15 protein-coding genes and 1 pseudogene are annotated in these 19,258 nt (G+C 72.7%); 7 read left to right on the top strand and 9 right to left on the bottom strand.

Annotated elements, in window-relative coordinates; genetic code table 11:
* Positions 1-48 precede the first annotated feature (48 nt).
* Together IE274_RS19880 and IE274_RS19875 are read right to left on the bottom strand one after the other, a co-directional pair.
* The gene (locus IE274_RS19880; protein WP_190117453.1) at positions 49-1,968 is read right to left on the bottom strand and encodes a protein-arginine deiminase domain-containing protein; all 1,920 of its coding nucleotides are present in this window, start codon (positions 1,966-1,968) and stop codon (positions 49-51) included.
* Between the two features lie 222 nt (positions 1,969-2,190).
* Positions 2,191-2,985, bottom strand: coding sequence for an SAM-dependent methyltransferase (locus IE274_RS19875; RefSeq protein WP_190117177.1), 795 nt, complete (start codon positions 2,983-2,985; stop codon positions 2,191-2,193).
* A gap of 192 nt (positions 2,986-3,177) precedes the next feature.
* Between IE274_RS19875 and IE274_RS19870 the strand changes: the two genes are divergently transcribed.
* Positions 3,178-3,753, top strand: a complete 576-nt coding sequence (locus IE274_RS19870) for a phosphoesterase (protein WP_190117176.1) — start codon at positions 3,178-3,180, stop codon at positions 3,751-3,753.
* Entirely contained in the window at positions 3,753-5,345 is a 1,593-nt protein-coding gene (locus IE274_RS19865) for an alkaline phosphatase D family protein (RefSeq protein WP_190117175.1), read from the top strand. Before IE274_RS19870 ends, IE274_RS19865 begins: the two co-directional genes overlap by 1 nt.
* Positions 5,346-5,492: 147 nt before the next feature.
* On the opposite strand, the pseudogene IE274_RS19860 reads toward IE274_RS19865, so the two are convergent.
* The 3 genes and pseudogenes from IE274_RS19860 to IE274_RS19850 form a co-directional block, all read right to left on the bottom strand.
* Positions 5,493-6,232 (bottom strand): annotated as a pseudogene (locus IE274_RS19860) (response regulator).
* A complete protein-coding gene (locus tag IE274_RS19855) occupies positions 6,229-6,510 on the bottom strand; it encodes a hypothetical protein (RefSeq protein WP_190117174.1) in 282 nt (93 codons plus the stop codon). The pseudogene IE274_RS19860 and the gene IE274_RS19855 overlap by 4 nt, the downstream one beginning before the upstream one ends.
* Before the next feature lie 375 nt (positions 6,511-6,885).
* The gene (locus tag IE274_RS19850; RefSeq protein ID WP_190117173.1) at positions 6,886-7,671 is read right to left on the bottom strand and encodes a sensor histidine kinase; all 786 of its coding nucleotides are present in this window, start codon (positions 7,669-7,671) and stop codon (positions 6,886-6,888) included.
* A gap of 517 nt (positions 7,672-8,188) precedes the next feature.
* Between IE274_RS19850 and IE274_RS19845 the strand changes: the two genes are divergently transcribed.
* Entirely contained in the window at positions 8,189-10,600 is a 2,412-nt protein-coding gene (locus IE274_RS19845; RefSeq protein WP_229909702.1) for a PQQ-dependent sugar dehydrogenase, read from the top strand.
* A gap of 160 nt (positions 10,601-10,760) precedes the next feature.
* Complete coding sequence (locus IE274_RS19840) at positions 10,761-12,053, top strand: alpha/beta hydrolase family protein (RefSeq protein WP_229909668.1); 1,293 nt, start codon at positions 10,761-10,763, stop codon at positions 12,051-12,053.
* 99 nt (positions 12,054-12,152) lie between these two features.
* On the opposite strand, the gene IE274_RS19835 is transcribed toward IE274_RS19840, so the two are convergent.
* Together IE274_RS19835 and IE274_RS19830 are read right to left on the bottom strand one after the other, a co-directional pair.
* Positions 12,153-13,196, bottom strand: a complete 1,044-nt coding sequence (locus IE274_RS19835; protein ID WP_190117450.1) for a sensor histidine kinase — start codon at positions 13,194-13,196, stop codon at positions 12,153-12,155.
* Between the two features lie 242 nt (positions 13,197-13,438).
* A complete protein-coding gene (locus IE274_RS19830; protein WP_229909667.1) occupies positions 13,439-14,113 on the bottom strand; it encodes a response regulator in 675 nt (224 codons plus the stop codon).
* A 246-nt stretch (positions 14,114-14,359) separates the two neighbouring features.
* Between IE274_RS19830 and IE274_RS19825 the strand changes: the two genes are divergently transcribed.
* Positions 14,360-15,574 carry a DUF418 domain-containing protein gene (locus tag IE274_RS19825; protein ID WP_190117172.1) on the top strand — a complete coding sequence of 405 codons (1,215 nt, stop codon included), beginning with the start codon at positions 14,360-14,362 and terminating at the stop codon, positions 15,572-15,574.
* 90 nt (positions 15,575-15,664) lie between these two features.
* Here the strand turns inward: IE274_RS19825 and IE274_RS19820 are convergent, their stop codons facing one another.
* Entirely contained in the window at positions 15,665-17,176 is a 1,512-nt protein-coding gene (locus tag IE274_RS19820; protein WP_190117171.1) for an LVIVD repeat-containing protein, read from the bottom strand.
* A 175-nt stretch (positions 17,177-17,351) separates the two neighbouring features.
* Here IE274_RS19820 and IE274_RS19815 point away from each other — a divergent pair, with 175 nt between their 5' ends.
* On the top strand, positions 17,352-18,071 hold the full coding sequence (locus tag IE274_RS19815) for a DUF305 domain-containing protein (RefSeq protein ID WP_229909666.1): 720 nt from the start codon (positions 17,352-17,354) through the stop codon (positions 18,069-18,071).
* A gap of 232 nt (positions 18,072-18,303) precedes the next feature.
* Here the strand turns inward: IE274_RS19815 and IE274_RS19810 are convergent, their stop codons facing one another.
* On the bottom strand, positions 18,304-18,945 hold the full coding sequence (locus tag IE274_RS19810; protein ID WP_229909665.1) for a DUF6214 family protein: 642 nt from the start codon (positions 18,943-18,945) through the stop codon (positions 18,304-18,306).
* A gap of 51 nt (positions 18,946-18,996) precedes the next feature.
* Here IE274_RS19810 and IE274_RS39535 point away from each other — a divergent pair.
* The coding region (locus tag IE274_RS39535) for a hypothetical protein (protein WP_229909664.1) at positions 18,997-19,258 on the top strand (262 nt) is incomplete at its 3' end.

Below are 19,258 nucleotides of genomic sequence, written 5' to 3'. Positions count from 1 at the left end.
GGGCGGGACCGGCACCCCTGGTGGCGCGCCGGTCCCGCGGGGACGGCCCTACGCCTTGGGCCACCACGGCGCGGTGGCGTCGCGCAGTGTGTTGGTGCCGCAGTGCACCTCACCCATACCGAGGTGGTACGTGTACCAGTCGTCGATGTAGGTGGTGGTGAAGCCCGCCTTGGCGTACACGGAGGTCACGGCGTCGGTGAAGATGTCGCGGCCGCCGATGACCGGGCCCCACTGCTGGGGCGCCAGGTAGCGGGTCGGGCTGAGCAGGACGCCGTTGACGGCGCCCGGTACGTACGCGCTGTGCGTACGGGTGGGAGCCTGGCGCGCGGTGCCGCCGTCATTCTGGCTGGAGCCCTGGCCGCCCCGGTCCTTCGCCTCGTCGGCGCCGCGCAGCTGGTTGAACTTCTGCAGCCGGTCGGGGCCCATGCGGCGCAGCTTGCGGCTGCCGGTGGCGGCGGCGCTCTCGTCCCCGTCGCGTGTGAACAGGCCGGGCACCTTGACGATCTCGTCGTCGGTGATGCCGGTCTCGCGCTTGAGGATGGCGAGGTTCGCCTTGATGCGGTCGGCCGCCAGCTTGTTGTCGGCCTGGAACTTCGACGAGGCGAGGACCTGGTCGATGGTCTCCTTGGGCGCCGGGACGTCGGGGGAACGCGGCACGGAGAACATCTTCTTGGCGCCGTGGCCGTCCCGCTTGGCCTTGGCGAGGAGCTCCACGCCGAGGGCCGGGTCGGCGACGCCGACGCGCCAGCCGCGCGGGGTGTCGGCGGGCAGGAACTGGACGAACTCGTCCACGTGGCCGACCGACAGCCAGGACGTGTCGAGCAGCAGCGGCGCCTGCACGCCCTGGGAGGACAGGAACGTGCGCATCGCCTTGGCGGGCTTGGAGCCGGAGTCGGCCCGGTAGCCCTGGATGATGCGTCCGGCGGGGTAGCTCTTGCCGTTCAGGGTGTACGGCGGAATGGTCTCCAGGTTGCCCATGGAGTTGAGCGTCCATTCCTCGCTGTCGCGCACCCCGCTGACCTGCACCACGCCCACGTCCGGTCCGCGCAGCTTCTCGAACAGCTCGCGTCCGGCGTCCCGGTCCGGCTGCGCGGAGCGGATGAGGACCCGCATGGTGTGCTGCTTGCCGCCCGGGCCCGGCGCGCTCGCGTAGGCCGGTTCGACGAAGTCCTGCGCCCAGGGGTCGGCGTACTTGGTGAACTTGGTCAGGGGCTTGCTGATCCCGGCGTCCTTCACCTTCTTCGCGAAGTCCTTGACGAACTTCTGCTGGGCGCGGCTGTAGGGGCCTTCGCCCTGCACCTCGGTGACGAGGACTTCCTCGGCGCGCTGCAGGTGGTGGTGGGTGAGCACGGGGGCGGTGCGCAGCACGACGTCGTCGGCGGTGGACGTGCCGCCGCTGGTGACGGTGAAGCGGACCTTCACCTTCCCGTCCCACTTGGCGGCGTCGCGCACCACGTCGGTGGCCTCGATGCCCAGCTCGACGCCGGTGCGCAGCTCCTTGGCGGTGAGCCGGTCGGTGGGCCGCAGCAGGGACCAGCGGCCGTCGCGCTTGATGAACAGGCGTGCCTTCTTGGCGCCCGTGCCGACCGTCTTGACGGTGCCGTGGCTGCCCGCCGGGGTCTTGGGCATCGGCACGGTCTTGAGGCGGGCCAGGTCGGCGGCGTCGCGCGCGCCGTTGACCTTGGTGTCCGACGCGTCGTTGCACTTGGCCAGCTTGGCGTCCGTCAGGGGCCTGCCCTGCGCGTCCTTCACGGGGCAGCGCTTGGCGTCGTCGTCGACGTTCGGCAGGACGATGGCGCCCCGGCCGGCCGTCCAGGTGTTCTCGCCGGCGGTGTCGCCGGTGCCCTCGACGTCGACGGTGCCGTCACGGTTCACGTCGGCGCGCAGGTCGGGCACCTGCGGCGTGGCCTGGGCACTGCCCGTCTCGGCGACGGCGGTCGCTCCGGTGGCGGCGAGTACTCCGGCCATGCTCGTCGCAAGGGCGGCGTTTCTCCATCTGTGCGTACGCACAGTTCCCCTCCTTGTTCTGGCCCCCTGGTCAGTTGGTCAAGGCGAGGGCCGTTGCGAAGGAAGAGTCATCTCGGGCGCGCCAGGTTGACGCGCGGGCGGGAAAGATGAAAATTGCCGCGCGGCAGTGACCGGCCCGGGCGCGCGGCACCCGGCCGCGCTGCCGCGTGCCCGTGGTGCGGGTCAGGGCTTGCGGGCGACGCCCCCGAAGTCGTCGACCTCCGCGGGCGGCTCGGCGCCACTGGGCGCCGGGCGCCACCGGGACACGGAGACCAGGCCGGGCTCGACGAGTTCCAGGCCGTCGAAGAAGCGGGCGAGTTCCTCGGGGCTGCGGTTGACGCGCGGATTGTCGCCCGCCTCGTTCCACTGCTCGATCATCCGGCGCATCTGCTCGGGCCGGATCACCTCGGTGTCGTCGCACAGGACGAGGTGGCTGCCGGCGGGCAGGGCGTCGGTCAGGCGGGCCACGACGGCGTACGCGGAGTCGTCGGTGAGGTGGGCGGTGATGCCGAGCAGCATCAGGGCGATGGGCCGGGTGAAGTCCAGGGTGGCGGCGGCGCGTTCCAGGATGGTGCCGGGGTCGCGCAGGTCGGCCTGGATGTAGTCCGTCGCGCCCTCGGGGGAGCTGGTGAGCAGCGCCGCGGCGTGGGCGAGGACGATCGGGTCGTGGTCGACGTAGACGATCCGGGTCTCGGGTGCGGCCCGCTGGGCGACCTCGTGGGTGTTGTCCGCGGTAGGCAGTCCGGTGCCGACGTCCAGGAACTGGCGGATGCCGGCCTCGGCGACGAGGTACGTGACGGCGCGCGCCAGGAAGCCGCGCTGGGCGCGGGCGATCTCCGTGATCTCCGGGTTGGCGGCCCGGATCTCGTCGCCGACCTGACGGTCGGCCTCGTAGCAGTCCTTGCCGCCGAGCCAGTAGTTCCAGATGCGCGCGGAGTGCGGCACGTTGCTGTTGATGAGCGACACGTCGTACGTCATGACGACTCCCCCCTGGTCGGTCGGCCCCTTGGCGCCTCAACCTAGCCCGCTGTGGTCGTGGCGTCACGGGAACGGAGGTGCCCCCCCGCACCGGGGGCGGGCCGGTAACAGAATTTGCCGAAACGCTTCTCCTGGTTCATGCGGGGCTGGTGGGCTGACCGCGCTCAACTCACCGATCAACAGGAGGCGTGCGTGAATCTCGTCGTCAACGGCGACGCGGAGAGCGGGGCGGGCGGCACGGCCGACCCCGTCCCGACGGTCCGCGGCTGGAAGGTCGCCCAGGGAGCCCCGGCGCTCATCGCCTACAGCCTCGGCGGGGGCTACCCGACCGCCTCGGACCCCGGCCCCGCCCGGCGCGGCAGCCGGTTCTTCTCGGGCGGCAACAGCCCGCGGACCTCGCTGGTCCAGGACATCTCCCTGCCCCGGAGCGGCCCGACGGGGCGGCGCGCCGTCGACGCGGGCAAGGTGCGGTACACCGTGGCGGCCTGGCTCGGCGGCTTCGCGACGCAGGAGGACGGCGCCCGTCTCTCCGTGGAGTTCCGCGACGCCAAGGGCACTCCCGTCGCGCTCAGCGTCCTCGGTCCTGTCGGCCAGGCCGACCGCGAGGGCCGCACGGGGCTCCTGGAGCGGACGGCGGCGGCGGCCGTGCCGCCCACGGCCCGCTCGGCGCGGGTCCTCCTCGTCTTCACCCGCAGCGGCGGCGGAACCTCCAACGACGGCTACGCGGACGCCATTTCCCTCACTCTGACGCCCGCCGGAGGCCGCTGATGACCGTCAACCGCCGTGACCTGCTCAAGTCCGCCGCGGCCGTCGGCGCGCTCAGCCTCGCCTGGCCGCTCGCCCCGGGCCTGACTCCGGCGCAGGCCCGCGAGGCGGCCGAGAACCTGGGCGCCGAGTACGACCGGGCGCCGTTCACGCTCGGTGTCGCCTCCGGTGATCCGCAGCCCCACTCCGTGGTGCTGTGGACCAGACTCGCGCCCGAACCCCTCGCCGCGGAGCAGAGACTTCCCGAGGTCGTCGAGGTCGACTGGGTCGTCGCCAAGGACCCCGGGCTGCGGCGCGTCGTCGCCCGCGGCACCGCACCGGCGTCCGCGACGCTCGGCCACAGCGTGCACGTGCCGGTCAGCGGCCTCGCGCCGGGCCGCCACTACTGGTACGCGTTCAAGGCGCTCGGCAGGACCAGCCGCGTCGGGCGTACGAAGACGGCGCCGCGCGGCCGGGTCGCCAAGGTGACCTTCGCCGCCGCCAACTGCCAGGCGTTCCACGACGGCTTCTACGCCGCGCACCGCGGGATCGCCCGCGAGAAGGTCGACTTCGTCGTCCACCTCGGCGACTACATCTACGAGCACGGCCAGGTCGGCGGCGTACCCGAGAAGCACGTGCGCGACCACGACGGCCCGGAGATCCTCACCCTCGCCGACTACCGCAAGCGGCACGCCCTGTACAAGGGGGACAAGTCGCTGCGGGAGGCGCACGCCGCCCATCCGTGGTTCCTCACCTGGGACGACCACGAGGTGGTCAACGACTACAGCGGCACCGGTGGCGGCGCGCCGTTCATGCGGCGCCGCGCGGCCGCGTACCAGGCGTGGTTCGAGCACATGCCGCACCGCGACTCCTTCGGCGGGTCCGCCCTGCCCGACCCGGAGATCCACCGCGTGCGCCGCTGGGGCGACCTGCTCGAACTGGCCGTCCTCGACCTGCGCTCGTACCGCTCGGCGCAGAACCTGCCCGACGGCACGATCCTCGGCGCCGAGCAGAAGTCCTGGCTGAAGAAGACCGTCGACCGCGCCCCCGACGCCTGGCACGTCTGGGCCAACTCGATCATGCTGAGCCAGTTGCGGGGCAAGCCGGGCGGCTCGTACATGTTCACCGACCAGTGGGACGGCTTCCTCGCCGAGCGCAAGGAGGTCCTCGGGCACGTGCACAAGAGCGGCCTGGAGGACTTGGTCGTCATCACCGGCGACTGGCACTCGGCGTTCGTCGACGACGTCCGCACGGACTTCGACGAACCCGAATCCCCGCTGGTCGGGACGGAGTTCACCGCCCACTCGGTGACGTCCGGCGCCTACTCCCCCGAGTGGAACGCCGCCAACGGCCCCGTGATGGGCAAGGCCAATCCGCACCTGAAGTACTTCGAGGGCAACCGGTACGGCTACGACGTGTACGAGGTCACGCCGGAGCGGTTCAGCGCCCACATGCGGGTCATCGGCGACCGCCGCGACCCGCGCTCGCCGGTCAGCACGCTGACGACGTTCCATGTGGACCGGGGGAAGGCCGGGTCGTACGAGGACGAGGGCACGAAGGGGTCGCCCGCGCAGTACCGCAGGGACACTGCCGGTACGCCTCGGAGCACCTCTTGACCATGCGGTAGCCGGTCGGCCGATCCCCCTTCGCGGCGCGCTCCTGACCTGACGGGGTCAGCGCGTGCCTGGGAGCGCTCGACAGCCCCGGACCCATGGCTGCCACTGGGTCCGGGGCACGGCGCAGACGTCTTCGGTCGCTCTCTGTCATGCGGTGCCGTCCGGGCTCGCGAGGCCCACTTCGTACGCGAAGATGATCGCCTGGGCGCGGTCCCGCAGCGCCAGCTTGGCCAGCAGGGCGTTCATGTGCGTCTTCACGGTGGAGCGGCCGATGCCGAGGGCTTCGGCGATCTCGGCGTTGCTGAGGCCGCGGGCCACCTCCCGCAGGATGTCCCGCTCCCGCGCGGTGAGGACGTCGAGGCGGCCGTCGGGGCGCGCCCGCGGGACGACGGCGCCGGTGGCGAAGGCGTCGATGAGGCGGCGGGTGACCTCGGGGGCGAGCAGCGCCTCACCGGCGGCGACCGTGCGGATGGCGTCGACGAGTTCCTGGGGTTCGCAGTCCTTGAGCAGGAAGCGGAGGCGCCGCCGCGCAGGGCGGCGAAGACGTATTCGTCGCGGCGGAAGGTGGTGAGCACGAGGACGCGTGGGGGCGGGTCGGCCGGGTCCGGCCGGTCGGCCCGGTTCGCCTGGTTCACCCGGTTCACCCGGGCCTCCTGCTTCACCCGGGTCGGCTCGGTCAGCAGGCGGGTCGCCGTCAGGCCGTCCATGCCGGGCATGCGGATGTCCATCAGGACCACGTCGGGGCGACAGGACCGGACCAGCTCCAACGCCTCGGCACCGTCCGCCGCCTGACCGGCCACGGTGAGGTCGGGTTCGGCGTCGATGACGGCCGCGAACCCGGCACGGACCACCGCCTGGTCGTCGACCACGACCACTCGAACCGTCATGCGTGTGTCTCCTTCAGGGTGGGGGCGCGGGGCTCCTGGCAGGGCGAAGCAGGGGCGTTCGGCGGGGCAACGCCCCGCTCCTCCATTTCCTCCAGCTCGTCCAGCAACTCCCGCAGCCCCGCGAGCGCCCTGCGCGCGGCCCCCGTGACGCCCTCCAGCGCCACCCTCGTGTCCGTCGCCCCGGCGACACCCGCCTCCGCGAGCCGGACGAGCGCCACCGTGTGCTCCACGACGGTCGCGTGCAGGCCCGTCGCGACGCGCCGCCGTTCCCCCGTCACCGCCTCGCCGACCCGCGCGGCGACGGTGTCGAGCAGCCGCTGCTCCCACGGGCCACCCGCGCCGGGCCCGGGTCAGGAGGCCGAGCGCCCAGACGGGCAGCAGCCAGGGCACGGTGGCGAGCCCGAGGGCCGCGAGCAGCGCGACCGTGCCGGGGCCCGCCGACTCCGCCGGATCGCCCGCCACGGCGAGCCCGGCCGCGAGGCCGCCGGCGAGGCCGACCGCCACGGGGGCGGGCCAGGTCACACGCACGGGACCGTACGCGCCGACCGCGTGCAGCCCCGTCAGCTCCGCCGTCCACGCCAGGGCGAGCGGGCCGAGCCAGCCGACGCCGAAGAGCCCCAGGGCGGCCGCCGCCGACCAGCCGAGGCTCACCGTCAGCATCGCCGCGAGCGCCGTGGCGGGGGCGCGCCGACGCAGGAACAGCGGGGCCGCGTGGACCGCCAACAGGGCGGCCAGGGCGGCGCGTTGTGCGGGTGTGAGGTCGGGCAGGAGTGGGTCCGGTGAGGTCGTCGCGAGGAGCAGCGGCAGCACGGTGCACAGAGCGAAGGCCGCCGCGTCCGCGATGGGGCCCGGGTCCGAGGGTGGGCGCCGGGGATCGGCAGCGTCGCCTCGACGGTCCAGCCGCCGTCGCCGGTCGGCCGGGCGCTCAGCCCGCCGCCCACGCTCGCGGCCCGTTCCCGCATGCCCGCGAGGCCCCGGCCCGAACCCAGCGGGGCGTCCCGGCCCACCCATGTCCCGCCCGGCGGCGGTCCGTTGCTCACGGTGATCGCCAGCTCACGGGCGCCGTCGCGCAGGTGTACGGCGACGGGCGCCCCGGCCGCGTACCGCATGGCGTTCGTCAGGGACTCCTGCACGATGCGGTACGCGACCACGGAGGTGACGCCGGGCACGGGGCGGGGGCGGCCCTCGGCGGTACGGGTGACGGGGAAGCCGAGGCGGGCCAGGCCCGCGCAGAGGTGCGGGAGGGACTCGTGGGGTGCGCCACCGGCCGACTCGTCGCCGACGACCGCGACGAGTCGGCCCAGGGAGGCGAGGACGTTCCGGCCGGACGCGGCACCCGCGGCCAGTGCGTCGGCGGCGAGTTCGGGGCGGTCGTCGGCGAGGCGGAGGGCGGCGGCGCCCTGGACGACGACGGCGCGGCTGCGGGCGGGGCGGCACACGTTCCTGATCCGCGCGTTCAACAACGCGCATGCCCCGGTGGTGCGTTCGGTGACGGTGCGGGTGCGGGGGTGAGCTCGGGGTGTCGGCGCGGGCCGGTCAAGACGTGTGGGTCGCGCCCGGTGTCCGGCCCGCCACCCACCCGCGCCTGACGCTGTCGGTCAACTCCTCGGGGCGTTCCGGCATATGAGGGGCCGTCACGACCGCGAGCACGGAGGCGCACGCGATCCGTTGACAGGTACACATCCGAGGTTTAGCGTGCTCTCTCGCTCGACAGGAAAGTTTCCTAACGGTCCAGGTACGGAGCCACCTCCCCGTGAGCCCTCTCCCCCGCACCCCCCGCTCTCCCCGGAGGACACCGTGAGACGCATCCGCCCCCGGCCGTCGAGGGCGCTCGGCGCCCTGGCTGCCGTGGCCACCACCGCCGCGCTCTGCGTGGCGCTGCCCGCCGCCCACTCCGCTCCCCTGCCCCGCGCCGCCCCCTACGAGGCCGAGTCCGCCCAGGTCGTCAAGGGCAAGGTGGAGTCCAACCACACCGGGCACACCGGCACCGGTTTCGTGAACTTCGACGTGGTGTCCGACGCGTACGTCGAGTTCACCGTCGAGGCGGAACGGCCCGGCCCGACCAAACTCGACTTCCGGTACGCCAACGGCACTTCCGCCGACCGGCCGCTCGACATCACGGTCGACGGCACCCAGGCCGCCGACAACCTCTCCTTCCCCGGCACCGGCGCCTGGACCACGTGGAAGACCGCCAGTGTCACCACGAACCTGACCTCGGGCCCCCACAAGATCCGCGCCGCCACCGCGGGCGTGGACGGCCCCAACCTCGACAGCCTGACCGTCACCCCGCAGGGCCCGGCCGACACCGAGAAGCCGACAGCCCCGGGGAACCTGCGCAAGGACAAGGAACCGACCACCACGTCCGTGTCGCTGGCCTGGGCCGCGGCGAGCGACAACGTGAAGGTCACCGGCTACGACGTGTACCAGCACGGCCAGCTCATGAAACAGGTCGACGGCGCCACGCTGGCCACCACGGTCACCGGCCTGACGCCCGAGACCAGTTACGACTGGACCGTCTTCGCGCGCGACGCCGCCTCCAACGTCTCCGACGCCAGCAATGCGGTCACCGTCGCCACGCTGCCCGCGCCACCCGACGACGAGCCGCCGAGCGTCCCTGAGGGGCTGCGTTCGACGGGCAAGACGGGGACGAGCGTCGACCTGGCGTGGACGCCGTCCACGGACAACGTGCGGGTCACGGGGTACGAGATCCACCGCGACGGCGCCGCCGCGGGCACCTCGGAGACCGCGGCCACGACCGTCGCGGGCCTGACGGCCGACACGACGTACACGTTCAAGGTCCGGTCCTTCGACGCCAAGGGCAACAAGTCGGCGTTCGGCCCGGAGATCAGCGTCACCACCGCCGGTGCACAGCCGGGCGGCACGCCCGACCCGGGCACCGTGAAGACCCTCGCCAGTGGCGTGGACGTCGCCTGGGGCGTGGCGTTCCTGCCGGACGGCTCCGGGATCTTCACCGAGCGGAACACCTTCAACGTCCACCGGCTGACCAAGTCCGGCCAGAAGACGCAGCTCGGGAAGGTGCCCGACTCCCAGACCACGGGCGGCGAGGGCGGCCTGATGGGCGTGGAGGTCTCCCCCAGCTTCGCCACCGACCACTACGTGTACTTCCTGCACACCTCGTCCGACGGCAACCGCATCGCCCGGATGACGCTGGAGAACGACACGCTCAGCGGCTACAAGGTGCTGCTCGACGGCATGGCCAAGAGCCGCTTCCACAACGGCGGGCGGCTGCGCTTCGGCCCCGACGGCAAGCTGTACGCCGGGATGGGCGACGCCCAGAACGACTCCCGCGCGCAGGACAAGAACTCCCTCAACGGCAAGATCCTGCGCATCAACCCGGACGGATCGATCCCCTCGGACAATCCGTACGGCAACGCCGTGTGGTCCATCGGCCACCGCAACCCGCAGGGCCTCGACTTCGACTCCAAGGGCCGCCTCTGGCAGGCGGAGTTCGGCGACGGCACCATGGACGAGGTCAACCTGATCCAGCGGGGCGGCAACTACGGCTGGCCGCACTGCGAGGGCACCAGCGGCAGTTGCTCCGGCTACACCGCACCGAAGAAGACCTGGCCGGTGGCGTCCGCCTCCCCCAGCGGCCTGACCATCATCAACGACCACGTCTTCGTCGCCACGACCAAGGGTGAGCGCGTCTACCGGCTGCGCATCGACTCCGGCTCCAACCTGGTCGAGCAGAAGACGTACTTCCAGGGGACGTACGACCGGCTGCGCACCGTGGAGGCCGATCCGGACGGCGACATCTGGCTGACCACGTCCACGGACAAGGACGGCACGGCGGGCAACGACCGGATCCTGCTCATCGACATCGTCCACTCCGGCGGGCCCGACCCGGGGCCCGGCGCGTTCAAGCTGTCCAGCACCGCCTTCGCCGACAACGCCACCATCCCCGACAAGTACACCTGCGCCGGGGACGGCTCGGCGGGCCAGGACACCTCACCGCCGCTGGCCTGGGGTGCGGGGGACACCGGCGCCAAGGCCTACGCCGTGGTCTTCGCCGACGTCGCGGGCAACGGCAACAAGCTCCACTGGGCCCTCTGGGACGTCCCCGCAGCCCGTTCCGCGCTCCCCGAGAAACTGGGGCCGGGCTTCGACGTCCCCGGCCTCGACGGCGCGAAGCAGAAGGCCATGGGCAGCGGCGCCAACTCCCGTCAGTACTTCGGCCCGTGCCCGGGCGGCTCCTCGCACCCGTACACGTTCACGCTCTACGCCCTGAACACCGCGAAGGTGCCGGGACTCACGTCCAGTTCCTCGATGTCCCAGATCGAGACGGCCATCAAGAACGCGAGCACGGCGTCCGTGAAACTGCGCGGAAAGTCGGACGCGGGAACATGAAGCAGCGGCGCGTGACCGAGCGCGAGGCGTGAACCACCGCGACCCGGGCTTGGGGCCTACCACTCCCCCAAGCCCGGGGGCGTGCACCAGTGCGTCAAGGCCCCCTCCCGACCGAGGCTGAACTCGTTCCGGATCAGCAGGACGTCAGGGAGATCGCACCATGCCAGTCGCTCGGACCCCGCATCGCCACCGCCACGGTCGCCGCCAAGTCACCACCGCCGCCGCCATCGCCGTCGCGATCCTCGCCGGGGCGGGCGTCGCCGACGCCGGACCCGCAGCACCGACGTCCGCCGCACCCGCACCCCACGCCCGCCAGCGCGGCACCCTGCTCTCCGCCGAGTTGCTCTACACCCTCACGTCGCCCAAGGACTCCGCAGCCGAGCTCACCGCCTCCGGGTACGACCCCGGCGCCGCCCGCCATGGCGTGGACGCGTACCGCCTCGTCTACCGCACCGTCGACACGAAGGGCCGACCCACCACCGCCAGTGGGCTGTTCACCGTCCCGCGTGGGGTCCAAGGACGTCTGCGCACCGTCTCGTTCGCCCACGGCACCGGCGTCCACCGCGTCGACGCGCCCTCCATGCAGCGCAAGGTGTTCCTGACCGGCCCCGCCATCACGTACGCCGCCGCGGGCTTCGCCACCGTCGCACCCGACTACCTCGGCATGGGCACGGGCCCGGGCAAGCACCCGTGGATGGATGTGCCGTCCGAGACCACGGCCTCCCTGGATCTGCTCCGCGCCGCCCGCCGGTTCGCCCCGCGCACCGATCGCACCCTGGACCGCGACGTCCTCGTCACCGGCTTCTCGCAGGGCGCGTCGGCCGCGCTCGGGCTCGGCAGGGCCCTCCAGGCAGGCGAGGACCGGCACTTCAGGCTCGGCGCCCTCGCCCCCATCAGCGGGGCCTACGACTTCGGGGGCGCGGAGATCCCGGCGCTGCTCGCGGGTGACGGTGAGCTGGAGCCGAGGTGGAGCGTGGTGTATGCCGCGTACACCCTGGTCGCCTTCGACCGCGTCCACGACGTGTACGAGAACCCGGGCGAGGTGTTCCGCGACCCCGCCGTGGCGGAGCTGTTCGACGGTATGCACACCGGTCCGCAGATGATCAGCGCGCTGCCCCGCACGCCGGCCGAACTGCTGACGCCGTACGGGCGTGACCTGCTGGCCCACCCGAAGGGCGGCCTCGCGGCCGGGCTGCGGGCGACCGACAGCGTGTGCAAGGACTGGAAACCCGCGGCCCCGACCCGGCTCTACATGGCGCGAGGCGATGAGCAGGCGACCGTCCGGAACACGGCCAACTGCGCCGCGGCCTTTCAAGAGAGCGGAATGCGGGTGCCGGTCGTCGACCTCGGCGCCGTCGACCACCAGAAGTCACGGCACCTCGGCTCGAACGTGCGGGCCACGGCGGAGGTGGTGCGCTGGTTCAGCACGCTCCGGCCGGGCGGCGACCGATGACCCGTCCCCCTGCCGCCAGCTGCCTCGACCGGGGTACGCGATGGCGGTGGCTGCCCGTCGGCCCGGTCTCAGCGGGCGACGGGTGCGGGCGTGGCGGGCTCAGCCGTCCGTGTTCGGGACGCCGAGCCTGACCCGGTAGCCGCCGTCCGGGGTGGGGCCCGCGTGGAACGTGCCGTGCAGCAGGTCCGCCCGCTCACGCAGGCCGATGAGGCCCTGCTGGGAGCCGGGCAGGGGCAGGGAGGGGCGCGCGGGCGGGCCGTTGGTGACCGTGACGCCGAACTCCGTGCCGTCGTCCCACAGGTGGACGCGGGCGCGGGCGCCCGGCGCGTGCTTGCGCACGTTGGTGAGCGCCTCCTGCACGGTGCGGTACAGGGTGCGCTGCGCGGGCGTCGCGATGTCCGGCGGGAGCGCGCCGGTCAGCTCCGCCTCGATGCCGCTGGAGGTGACCAGGGCCCGGAGGTCGGCGAGGGTGGGCTGCGGCGTGAGCTCGGTGGCGCGGCCGTCGGACGCGCGCAGCAGCGTGACCATGTGCCGCAGCTCGTCGAGGGTGTTGACGCTCAGGGAGCGGATCGTGCGGGCCGCCTCCCTTGAGTCGGTGTCCTTGGCGGCGACCTGCCAGGCGCCCGCCCGCACCGCGATCAGCGACACCTGGTGCGAGACGACGTCGTGCATCTCGCGGGCCAGCTGCGCGCGCTCCCGGGCGAGCACGGCCTGCGCGTGCAGCGCCCGCTCGTGCTCGCGCACCTGGTCGATCTCGGCCAGGCGCCGCGAGAGGTCCCGGCGCGCCTGGGTGAGCTGGCCGAGCAGCACGGGGGCGGCCGCGGTCGTCAGTGTGTAGACGAAGTAGATCAGGGTTCCGGTCTGGTCGTCGGACGTGAGCGAATCCGGCGGCCAGGGGAAGGCGGACGCGGCGGCCGACAGGGTCGCACACGCCGCGAGGAGCCTGCGGTCCCGCGTCCGGTCGGCCAGCGTGAACAGGGCGGCGAACGGCGGCACCGTCAGCTCGACCATCAGACTGGACGGCAGCGTCAGCAGGACGACGGCGAGCGGGAACCGGCGCCGCAGGACCAGCGCGGCGCAGGCCACCGCCGCCGCGGTCAGGGCCTCCGGGGTCTCGTCGTAGAAGTCGGTGGTGAACCCCATGTCGATCACCGCGCCGGCGACGATGACCAGGTCGATGAGGGAGGGCGGGAGACGGCGCGGCCACGTGGCCTTGAGTGCCGCGAGCGTTCCCGGCCGGTCGGCCGACGGCGGTGACGCCCGGCGGCCCGCCGCGGGGATCGACGCCCGGCGGTCCGCCGTGGAGCGCGGCGCCTCCTCGTCGTCCGCCGCCGCCCCGGGCTCCGCCGTCGGCCGCGACGCCCCCTCGTCGTCCGCCCGCCCGCTCACCGCGGGTCCGCCGCCCGGCCCTCCGCGTCCAGGAGTCCCGCGCGCTCGGCGAGCAGGGCCGCCTGGACGCGGCTGGTGACGCGGAGCTTGGTGAGGATGGCGCTCACATGGTCCTTGACGGTGCCCGCGCTGAGGTGGAGGCGGGTGCCGATGTCGGCGTTGGTGAGGCCCTCGGCGATGAGGACGAGGACGGCCCGCTCGCGGCCCGTGAGGCGCTCCACGCGGGACCGGTCGGCGCCGGACGCGCCGCCGCCGGGCCCCGGATGGGCGCGCATCATGGAGCGCGAGGCCTTGGGCGACATCACGACGCCGCCCGCGGCGAGGGTGCGCACCAGCTGGGCGAGCTGGTCGGGCTCGGTGTCCTTGAGCAGGAACCCGGCCGCCCCGGAGCGCAGCGCGGTCACGATGTACTCGTCGGTGTCGAAGGTGGTCAGCATCGCCACCACGGGTGCCTCGGGCAGCGCCCGCAGCTCCCGCAGGACGGTGAGGCCGTCGACCTCCGGCATGCGGATGTCGAGGAGCACGACGTCGGGGCGCTCGCGGCGCACGGTGTCCACGGCGTTGCCCCCGGCGGCGGTCGCGACGACACGCAGGTCGTCGGCCGCGTTGAGGATGAGCTCGAACCCGGACCGCACCAGGGCCTCGTCGTCCACCACCACTACCCGGATCACGCTGTCCCGCCTCGCCGTCGTCGTCCCGCGGGGCGGCCGACCGGCCGTCCGCGAGGGGACCGCCCTCGTGATCGTCCCCGGACGACTCTAGGCGGCGGCGTCGGCGGCGCACGGGGGCGGCCCCGTACGGCAGCCACCCGGCGTGGGGGTTCCAGCCGTTCGGGGGGAGCGGCGGGCCAGGCGGCGGAGCGGTGCCGGACGACTGCCGGATACTGCGCGCGACGCCCGCCGCCAAGGCTTGCGGGCATGACACAGAACGCAGTGGCACCGGCCGTGGCCCTGCCCGCGCCGCCGGTGGCCGACGCGCGGTCGACCGGCCGTCTCATAGGCGTCGACCTCGCCCGTGGCCTCGCTGTCTTCGGCATGTACGCGGCCCATGTGGGGCCCGACCCCGCGACGGCGGGCGGCGTGCGGGGGTTCGTGATGGAACTGGCGCACGGCCGGTCGTCCGCGCTCTTCGCGTTCCTCGCGGGCTTCTCCGTCGTCCTGATGACGGGGCGCCGGGCGCCGAAGACCGGCCGCGCGGGCCGCCAGGCCGTGGCGAAGGTCGCGCTCCGCGCCGTCGTGCTCCTCGCCCTCGGCACCGCGCTCACCATGACCGGCACGCCGGTCGAGGTGATCCTCGCCTTCTACGGCCTGTACTTCCTGCTCGTCCTGCCGCTGTACCGGCTCTCGGCACGGACGCTCGCCGAGATCGCCGTGGTGGCGGCGCTCGTGCTCCCCCAACTCCTGTACTTCATCGTGCGAGCGGTCTACGACGACGGTGCCCTCGGCGGCGGCGCCACAGGCCCCCTGGCCTGGCCGCGCACCGCGGACGGCCTGGTCTCGCTGCTCTTCACCGGCTCCTACCCGGCGCTGTCCTGGCTGCCGTTCGTCATCGCGGGCATGGCCGTGGCGCGGCTCGACCTGGCGGACACCGCGGTCCGGATCCGCCTCGCCGCCACCGGCGTGGGCCTGGCCGTGCTCGGCTACGGCGGGTCCTGGTTCGCGCTGCACCACCTGCCCGGCGCCGCGCACGCCCTGCGCGACGCGGGCTTCCAGGCCGGGGGGACGGGCACGGCCTGGTGGTCGGACGTCGCGGGCTGGCCCGAGGAGGACACCTGGGGCTGGCTGTTCGTCGCCGCGCCGCACAGCGAGACGACCTTGTCGATCGTGGCGAACACCGGTGTGGCCGTCGCCGTGCTCGCCGCCTGTCTGCTCGCCGTCGACGCGCTGCCGCGTTTCCGACGCCTGGCAGGTCCGGTGATCGCGGTCGGCAGCATGTCGCTGACCGCGTACGTCCTGCACATCGTCGCCATCCGCCTCCTCGGCGAGGACGAACTGCCGCAGTCGACGCTGGTGCTCCTCGGCTTCGTCGCGGGCGTCACCGTGTTCGCGGCGCTGTGGGCGCGGTTCTTCCGGCGCGGCCCGCTGGAGGCGCTGCTCCAGCGGGCGACCAAGGTCGCGGAACGCGTTCCCTGACGGGCCTCGCGCCCCCCGTACGGCATCGGTGACAGCAGGGAACCCGTCCCGGCACCTCCGGATCAAAGGTGCCGGGACGGGTTCCGGGTGTCAGTCGTCCCAGCCGAAGTACTCCGGCTGCGTCTGCACGTTCAGTTCGTGCATCCGGACCCGCTCGGCGGGCTTGGTGCGCTTGTCGTTGAGCTTCAGCACGTCGAAGCCCTTGACCATGTCGTTCGAGTAGATGTGGCCGTTGTAGTAGTACGCCGACCAGGAGCCGCCGCCGACGAGTTGATCGGCGGAGATCGGACCGCGCTCGAAGTACGCGATCTCCTTGGGCTTGGCCGAATCGGTGAACTCCCACACGGAGACACCGCCCTGGTACCAGGCCTGGACCATGAGGTCCTTGCCCTTGACGGGGATCAGCGAGCCGTTGTGGGCCACGCAGTTCTCGGTGTCGGCCTGGTGGCGCGGGATCTTGAAGTAGCTCTTGAAGACGAGCTTGCGCTTGTCTCCCCAGCCCTTGATCTCGTAGATGCCGTCGGCGCCGCGGTTCGGACCGATCTCGGCGTTGCAGGTGGCGCCGCCGCCACCGCCCAGCTCGTCGGTGAACACGACCTTGTCGGCCCGCTGGTTGAAGGTCGCCGAGTGCCAGAACGCGAAGTTCACATTGTCCTGGACGCGGTCGATGACCTTCGGGCGTTCGGGGTCCTTGATGGAGAACAGGATGCCGTCACCCATGCAGGCGCCCGCCGCCAGGTCCTTGGAGGGCAGGACCGTGATGTCGTGGCAGCCGGTGGTCTTGGAGACGCCCGGGTTGGTGGGCCCGCCCGGGTTGCCGCCGCCGTCCGGGCCCTCGCCCGGGAACAGCACGGGGAAGCCGACGACCGCGGCCTTGTGCGGGGCCTTGCGCGGCACCTTGATGACGGAGATGCCGTCGTGCGGCGGCTGGCAGTCGGGGAACGCGGCGCTCGGCGCGTACGAGGAGACGTACACGTAGACGTTGCGGCGCTCGGGGACCAGCGTGTGGGTGTGCGAGCCGCAGGCGGTCTCGACGGCGGCGACGTACCGCGGGTTCTTCTTGTCGCTGATGTCGAAGACCTTCATGCCCTCCCACGAGGACTTCTCCGTGGCGGGCTGCGTGGTGCTGGAGCAGGAGCTGTCGCTGCGCGAGGAGTCCGTCGACAGGAACAGCAGGTCGCCGGAGACCGACACGTCGTTCTGCGAGCCGGGACACAGGACCTGCGCGACCGTCTTCGGCTTCTTCGGGTTGCTGATGTCGAAGATGCGGAAGCCGTCGTAGTTGCCCGCGAAGGCGTACTTGCCCTGGAAGGCGAGGTCCGAGTTCGTGCCCGGCAGCGCGTCCTTGGGGATGTTCGTCAGGTGCTCGATGTTGTCGGAGTGGACGATCTCGTCCGGCGCGGGAATCTTGCCGTCGGATATCGCCTTCTTGGTGTCGGCGGCGTCGCTCCTGGACACCTTCTTGGGGGCCTTGGGGGTGTCACCCGGGTCCGGGGTCGCCCCGGCGGGCGCCGCGGTCAGCAGCGCGGCCAGCAGCCCGGCAGCGGCCGCGACAACTCCCAGGCGTCTGCGGCGCGTTCTGGATTCGTTCAACAGGGTCACTGCGTCCTCCCTTGTGCCCGTTCGGGGGCGAACGGTTCACGGACACCCGCAGTATCGTGCTCCTCATGTACAAAACAACAGACGGCAACGCAGTCGTAATGAACATTTCTGATCACTGATGCTCATCGGCGTGCTAGGACGTACCCAACCACCCCGCGTGCCACAGGAGGTCGCCGTGCCCCACCGCCGTACGTCCGCCGCCCGTACGTCCACCGTCCGCGCCTGCGCCACGGCCGGGCTGCTCGCGGCCGTCGTCCTCGCCATCGGCGGCTGCGACTCGGAATCCGGATCAGGGTCGGACAAGGGGGCCACATCCCCCTCATCGTCCGGGCCTTCGGTGATCGCCCCGGGCAAGCCGGGCGAGACGGCGGCGACGATGTCCGCCGAGGACGCCACGAAGAAGAGAACCGACGACGACAGCCCGAACTCGGCCGACTTCGAGTACGTCGAGAAGATGATCCCGCACCACAGCCAGGCCCTGGAGATGACCGAACTCGTCCCGAAGCGGGCGGAGTCCACCAAGGTGAAGCGGCTCGCGGACCGCATCACCGCCGCCCAGAAGCCCGAAATCGGCGCGATGGAGCGGTGGTTGAAGGTACACGCCAAGAAGGGCAGGTCCGGGACGGAGTCCCGCAAGCCGGGACACGGCGGGCACGAGGACCACGCGGGCATGCCGGGCATGGCGACCCCCGCCCAGCTCAAGCAGTTGCGCGCGGCCAAGGGCGCGGCCTTCGACGAGCTGTTCCTGAAGCTGATGATCACCCACCACACCGGCGCGGTGACGATGGCCACCGACGCGCTCTCCCAGGGCAACAACCTCCTGGTCGAGGAGATGGCCAACGATGTCATCGCGCAGCAGACGAGTGAGATCAATCGGATGCGCGGGATGGGTTGAGAGGTGGAGGGCTGACGGCTGACGGCTGACGGCTGACGGCTGGCGGCTGGCGGCTGGCGGCTGGCGGCTGGCGGCTGGCGGCTGGCGGCTGGCGGCTGGCGGCTGGCGGCTGGCGGCTGGCGGCTGGCGGCTGAGGATCGAGGGCTGATCGGCCGCTCTGTCGGTCAGCTGCCGCGGGGGGGGGCGGGCGGAGCAGCGGCCCGCAGCGGCCGACTCCCCCGGCCGCGGCCCCCTAGCGGCGGTGGCGGCCCGGCATCAGGAGCCCGGCATCCCGCGCCCCCGCGATGAGCCGCAGCGACTTGCGGCGGCTGTGCCCCGTCGCGCGCATCACGGCGAGCACGGGGTCCTCGCCGTCGTCGAGCGCCCCGCGGTACGCGTCCGCCGCGACGTTCCGCACCGCGCTGCCGCGTCGCGCGGACGGGCGGCCCCGGCGGGCGCCGGGCGGCTCCTGGGCGGGACCGCCGCCGCGGCAGAGCGAATCCGCGGCCCCGTGCCGGTCGACCAGGCCGCGAAACGCGTCGTTGAGCGGGCCCTCGATGCGGGCGGCGAGCGCCGCGAGGTCGTCCAGCGGAAGCGGGGGCCGGGCACGCAGCTCCTCGATGGTGATCCGGCCGTCCGCGACGACCGCGAGCACGTCGGCACCGCCGGGCCCGTCGGGACAACAGCCGCCTCCGGTACCGCCGCCGCCCACATCGCTCTCGGCGCGTCCGCCGCTGCCGTCGCCGCCGCCGAAGGCGAGGTGCACGTGGAAGAGCGACGGGGGTACGTCTTCCTGCGGTGCCGCATCCATCGCGCCCGGGACCGGCGCGGCGCTCACCTCACCGAACTCGCCCCCCTGCCCCATGGACCGGCCGAACTCATCGCTTTGCCACACAGGTTGACCGAACTCATCGCTTTGCCCCACAGGTTGACCGAACTCATCGCCTTGCCCCACGGACTGACCGAACTCATCACCCCGCCCCACGGACCGGCCGAACTCATCACCCCGCCCCACGGACCGACCGAACTCATCACCCTGCCCCACGGACCGACCGAACCCACCCCCCTCCCCCACAGATCGACCGAACTCCCCACCCTGGCCAGCGGGTTGACCGAAGCCCACCCCGACCTCGACTCCCCCGACCGACTCCCCACCGAAGCCCACGACTCCCCCGACCGACTCCCCACCGAAGCCCACCTCAAGTCCG

Source organism: Streptomyces flavofungini, from assembly GCF_014650815.1.
Taxonomy (GTDB): Bacteria; Actinomycetota; Actinomycetes; order Streptomycetales; family Streptomycetaceae; genus Streptomyces; species Streptomyces flavofungini.
The sequence above is the reverse complement of the archived record's forward strand: the minus strand, read 5'-3'. Positions and strand labels throughout refer to the sequence as shown.

Excerpts from the sequence above, each read along its gene's own strand:
- IE274_RS19875 (WP_190117177.1), bottom strand. The coding sequence starts at position 2,985 with ATGACGTACGACGTGTCGCTCATCAACAGCAACGTGCCGCACTCCGCG.
- IE274_RS19840 (WP_229909668.1), top strand. The coding sequence starts at position 10,761 with ATGCCAGTCGCTCGGACCCCGCATCGCCACCGCCACGGTCGCCGCCAA.
- IE274_RS19865 (WP_190117175.1), top strand. The coding sequence starts at position 3,753 with ATGACCGTCAACCGCCGTGACCTGCTCAAGTCCGCCGCGGCCGTCGGC.
- IE274_RS19825 (WP_190117172.1), top strand. The coding sequence starts at position 14,360 with ATGACACAGAACGCAGTGGCACCGGCCGTGGCCCTGCCCGCGCCGCCG.
- IE274_RS19880 (WP_190117453.1), bottom strand. The coding sequence starts at position 1,968 with ATGGCCGGAGTACTCGCCGCCACCGGAGCGACCGCCGTCGCCGAGACG.
- IE274_RS19835 (WP_190117450.1), bottom strand. The coding sequence starts at position 13,196 with ATGGGGTTCACCACCGACTTCTACGACGAGACCCCGGAGGCCCTGACC.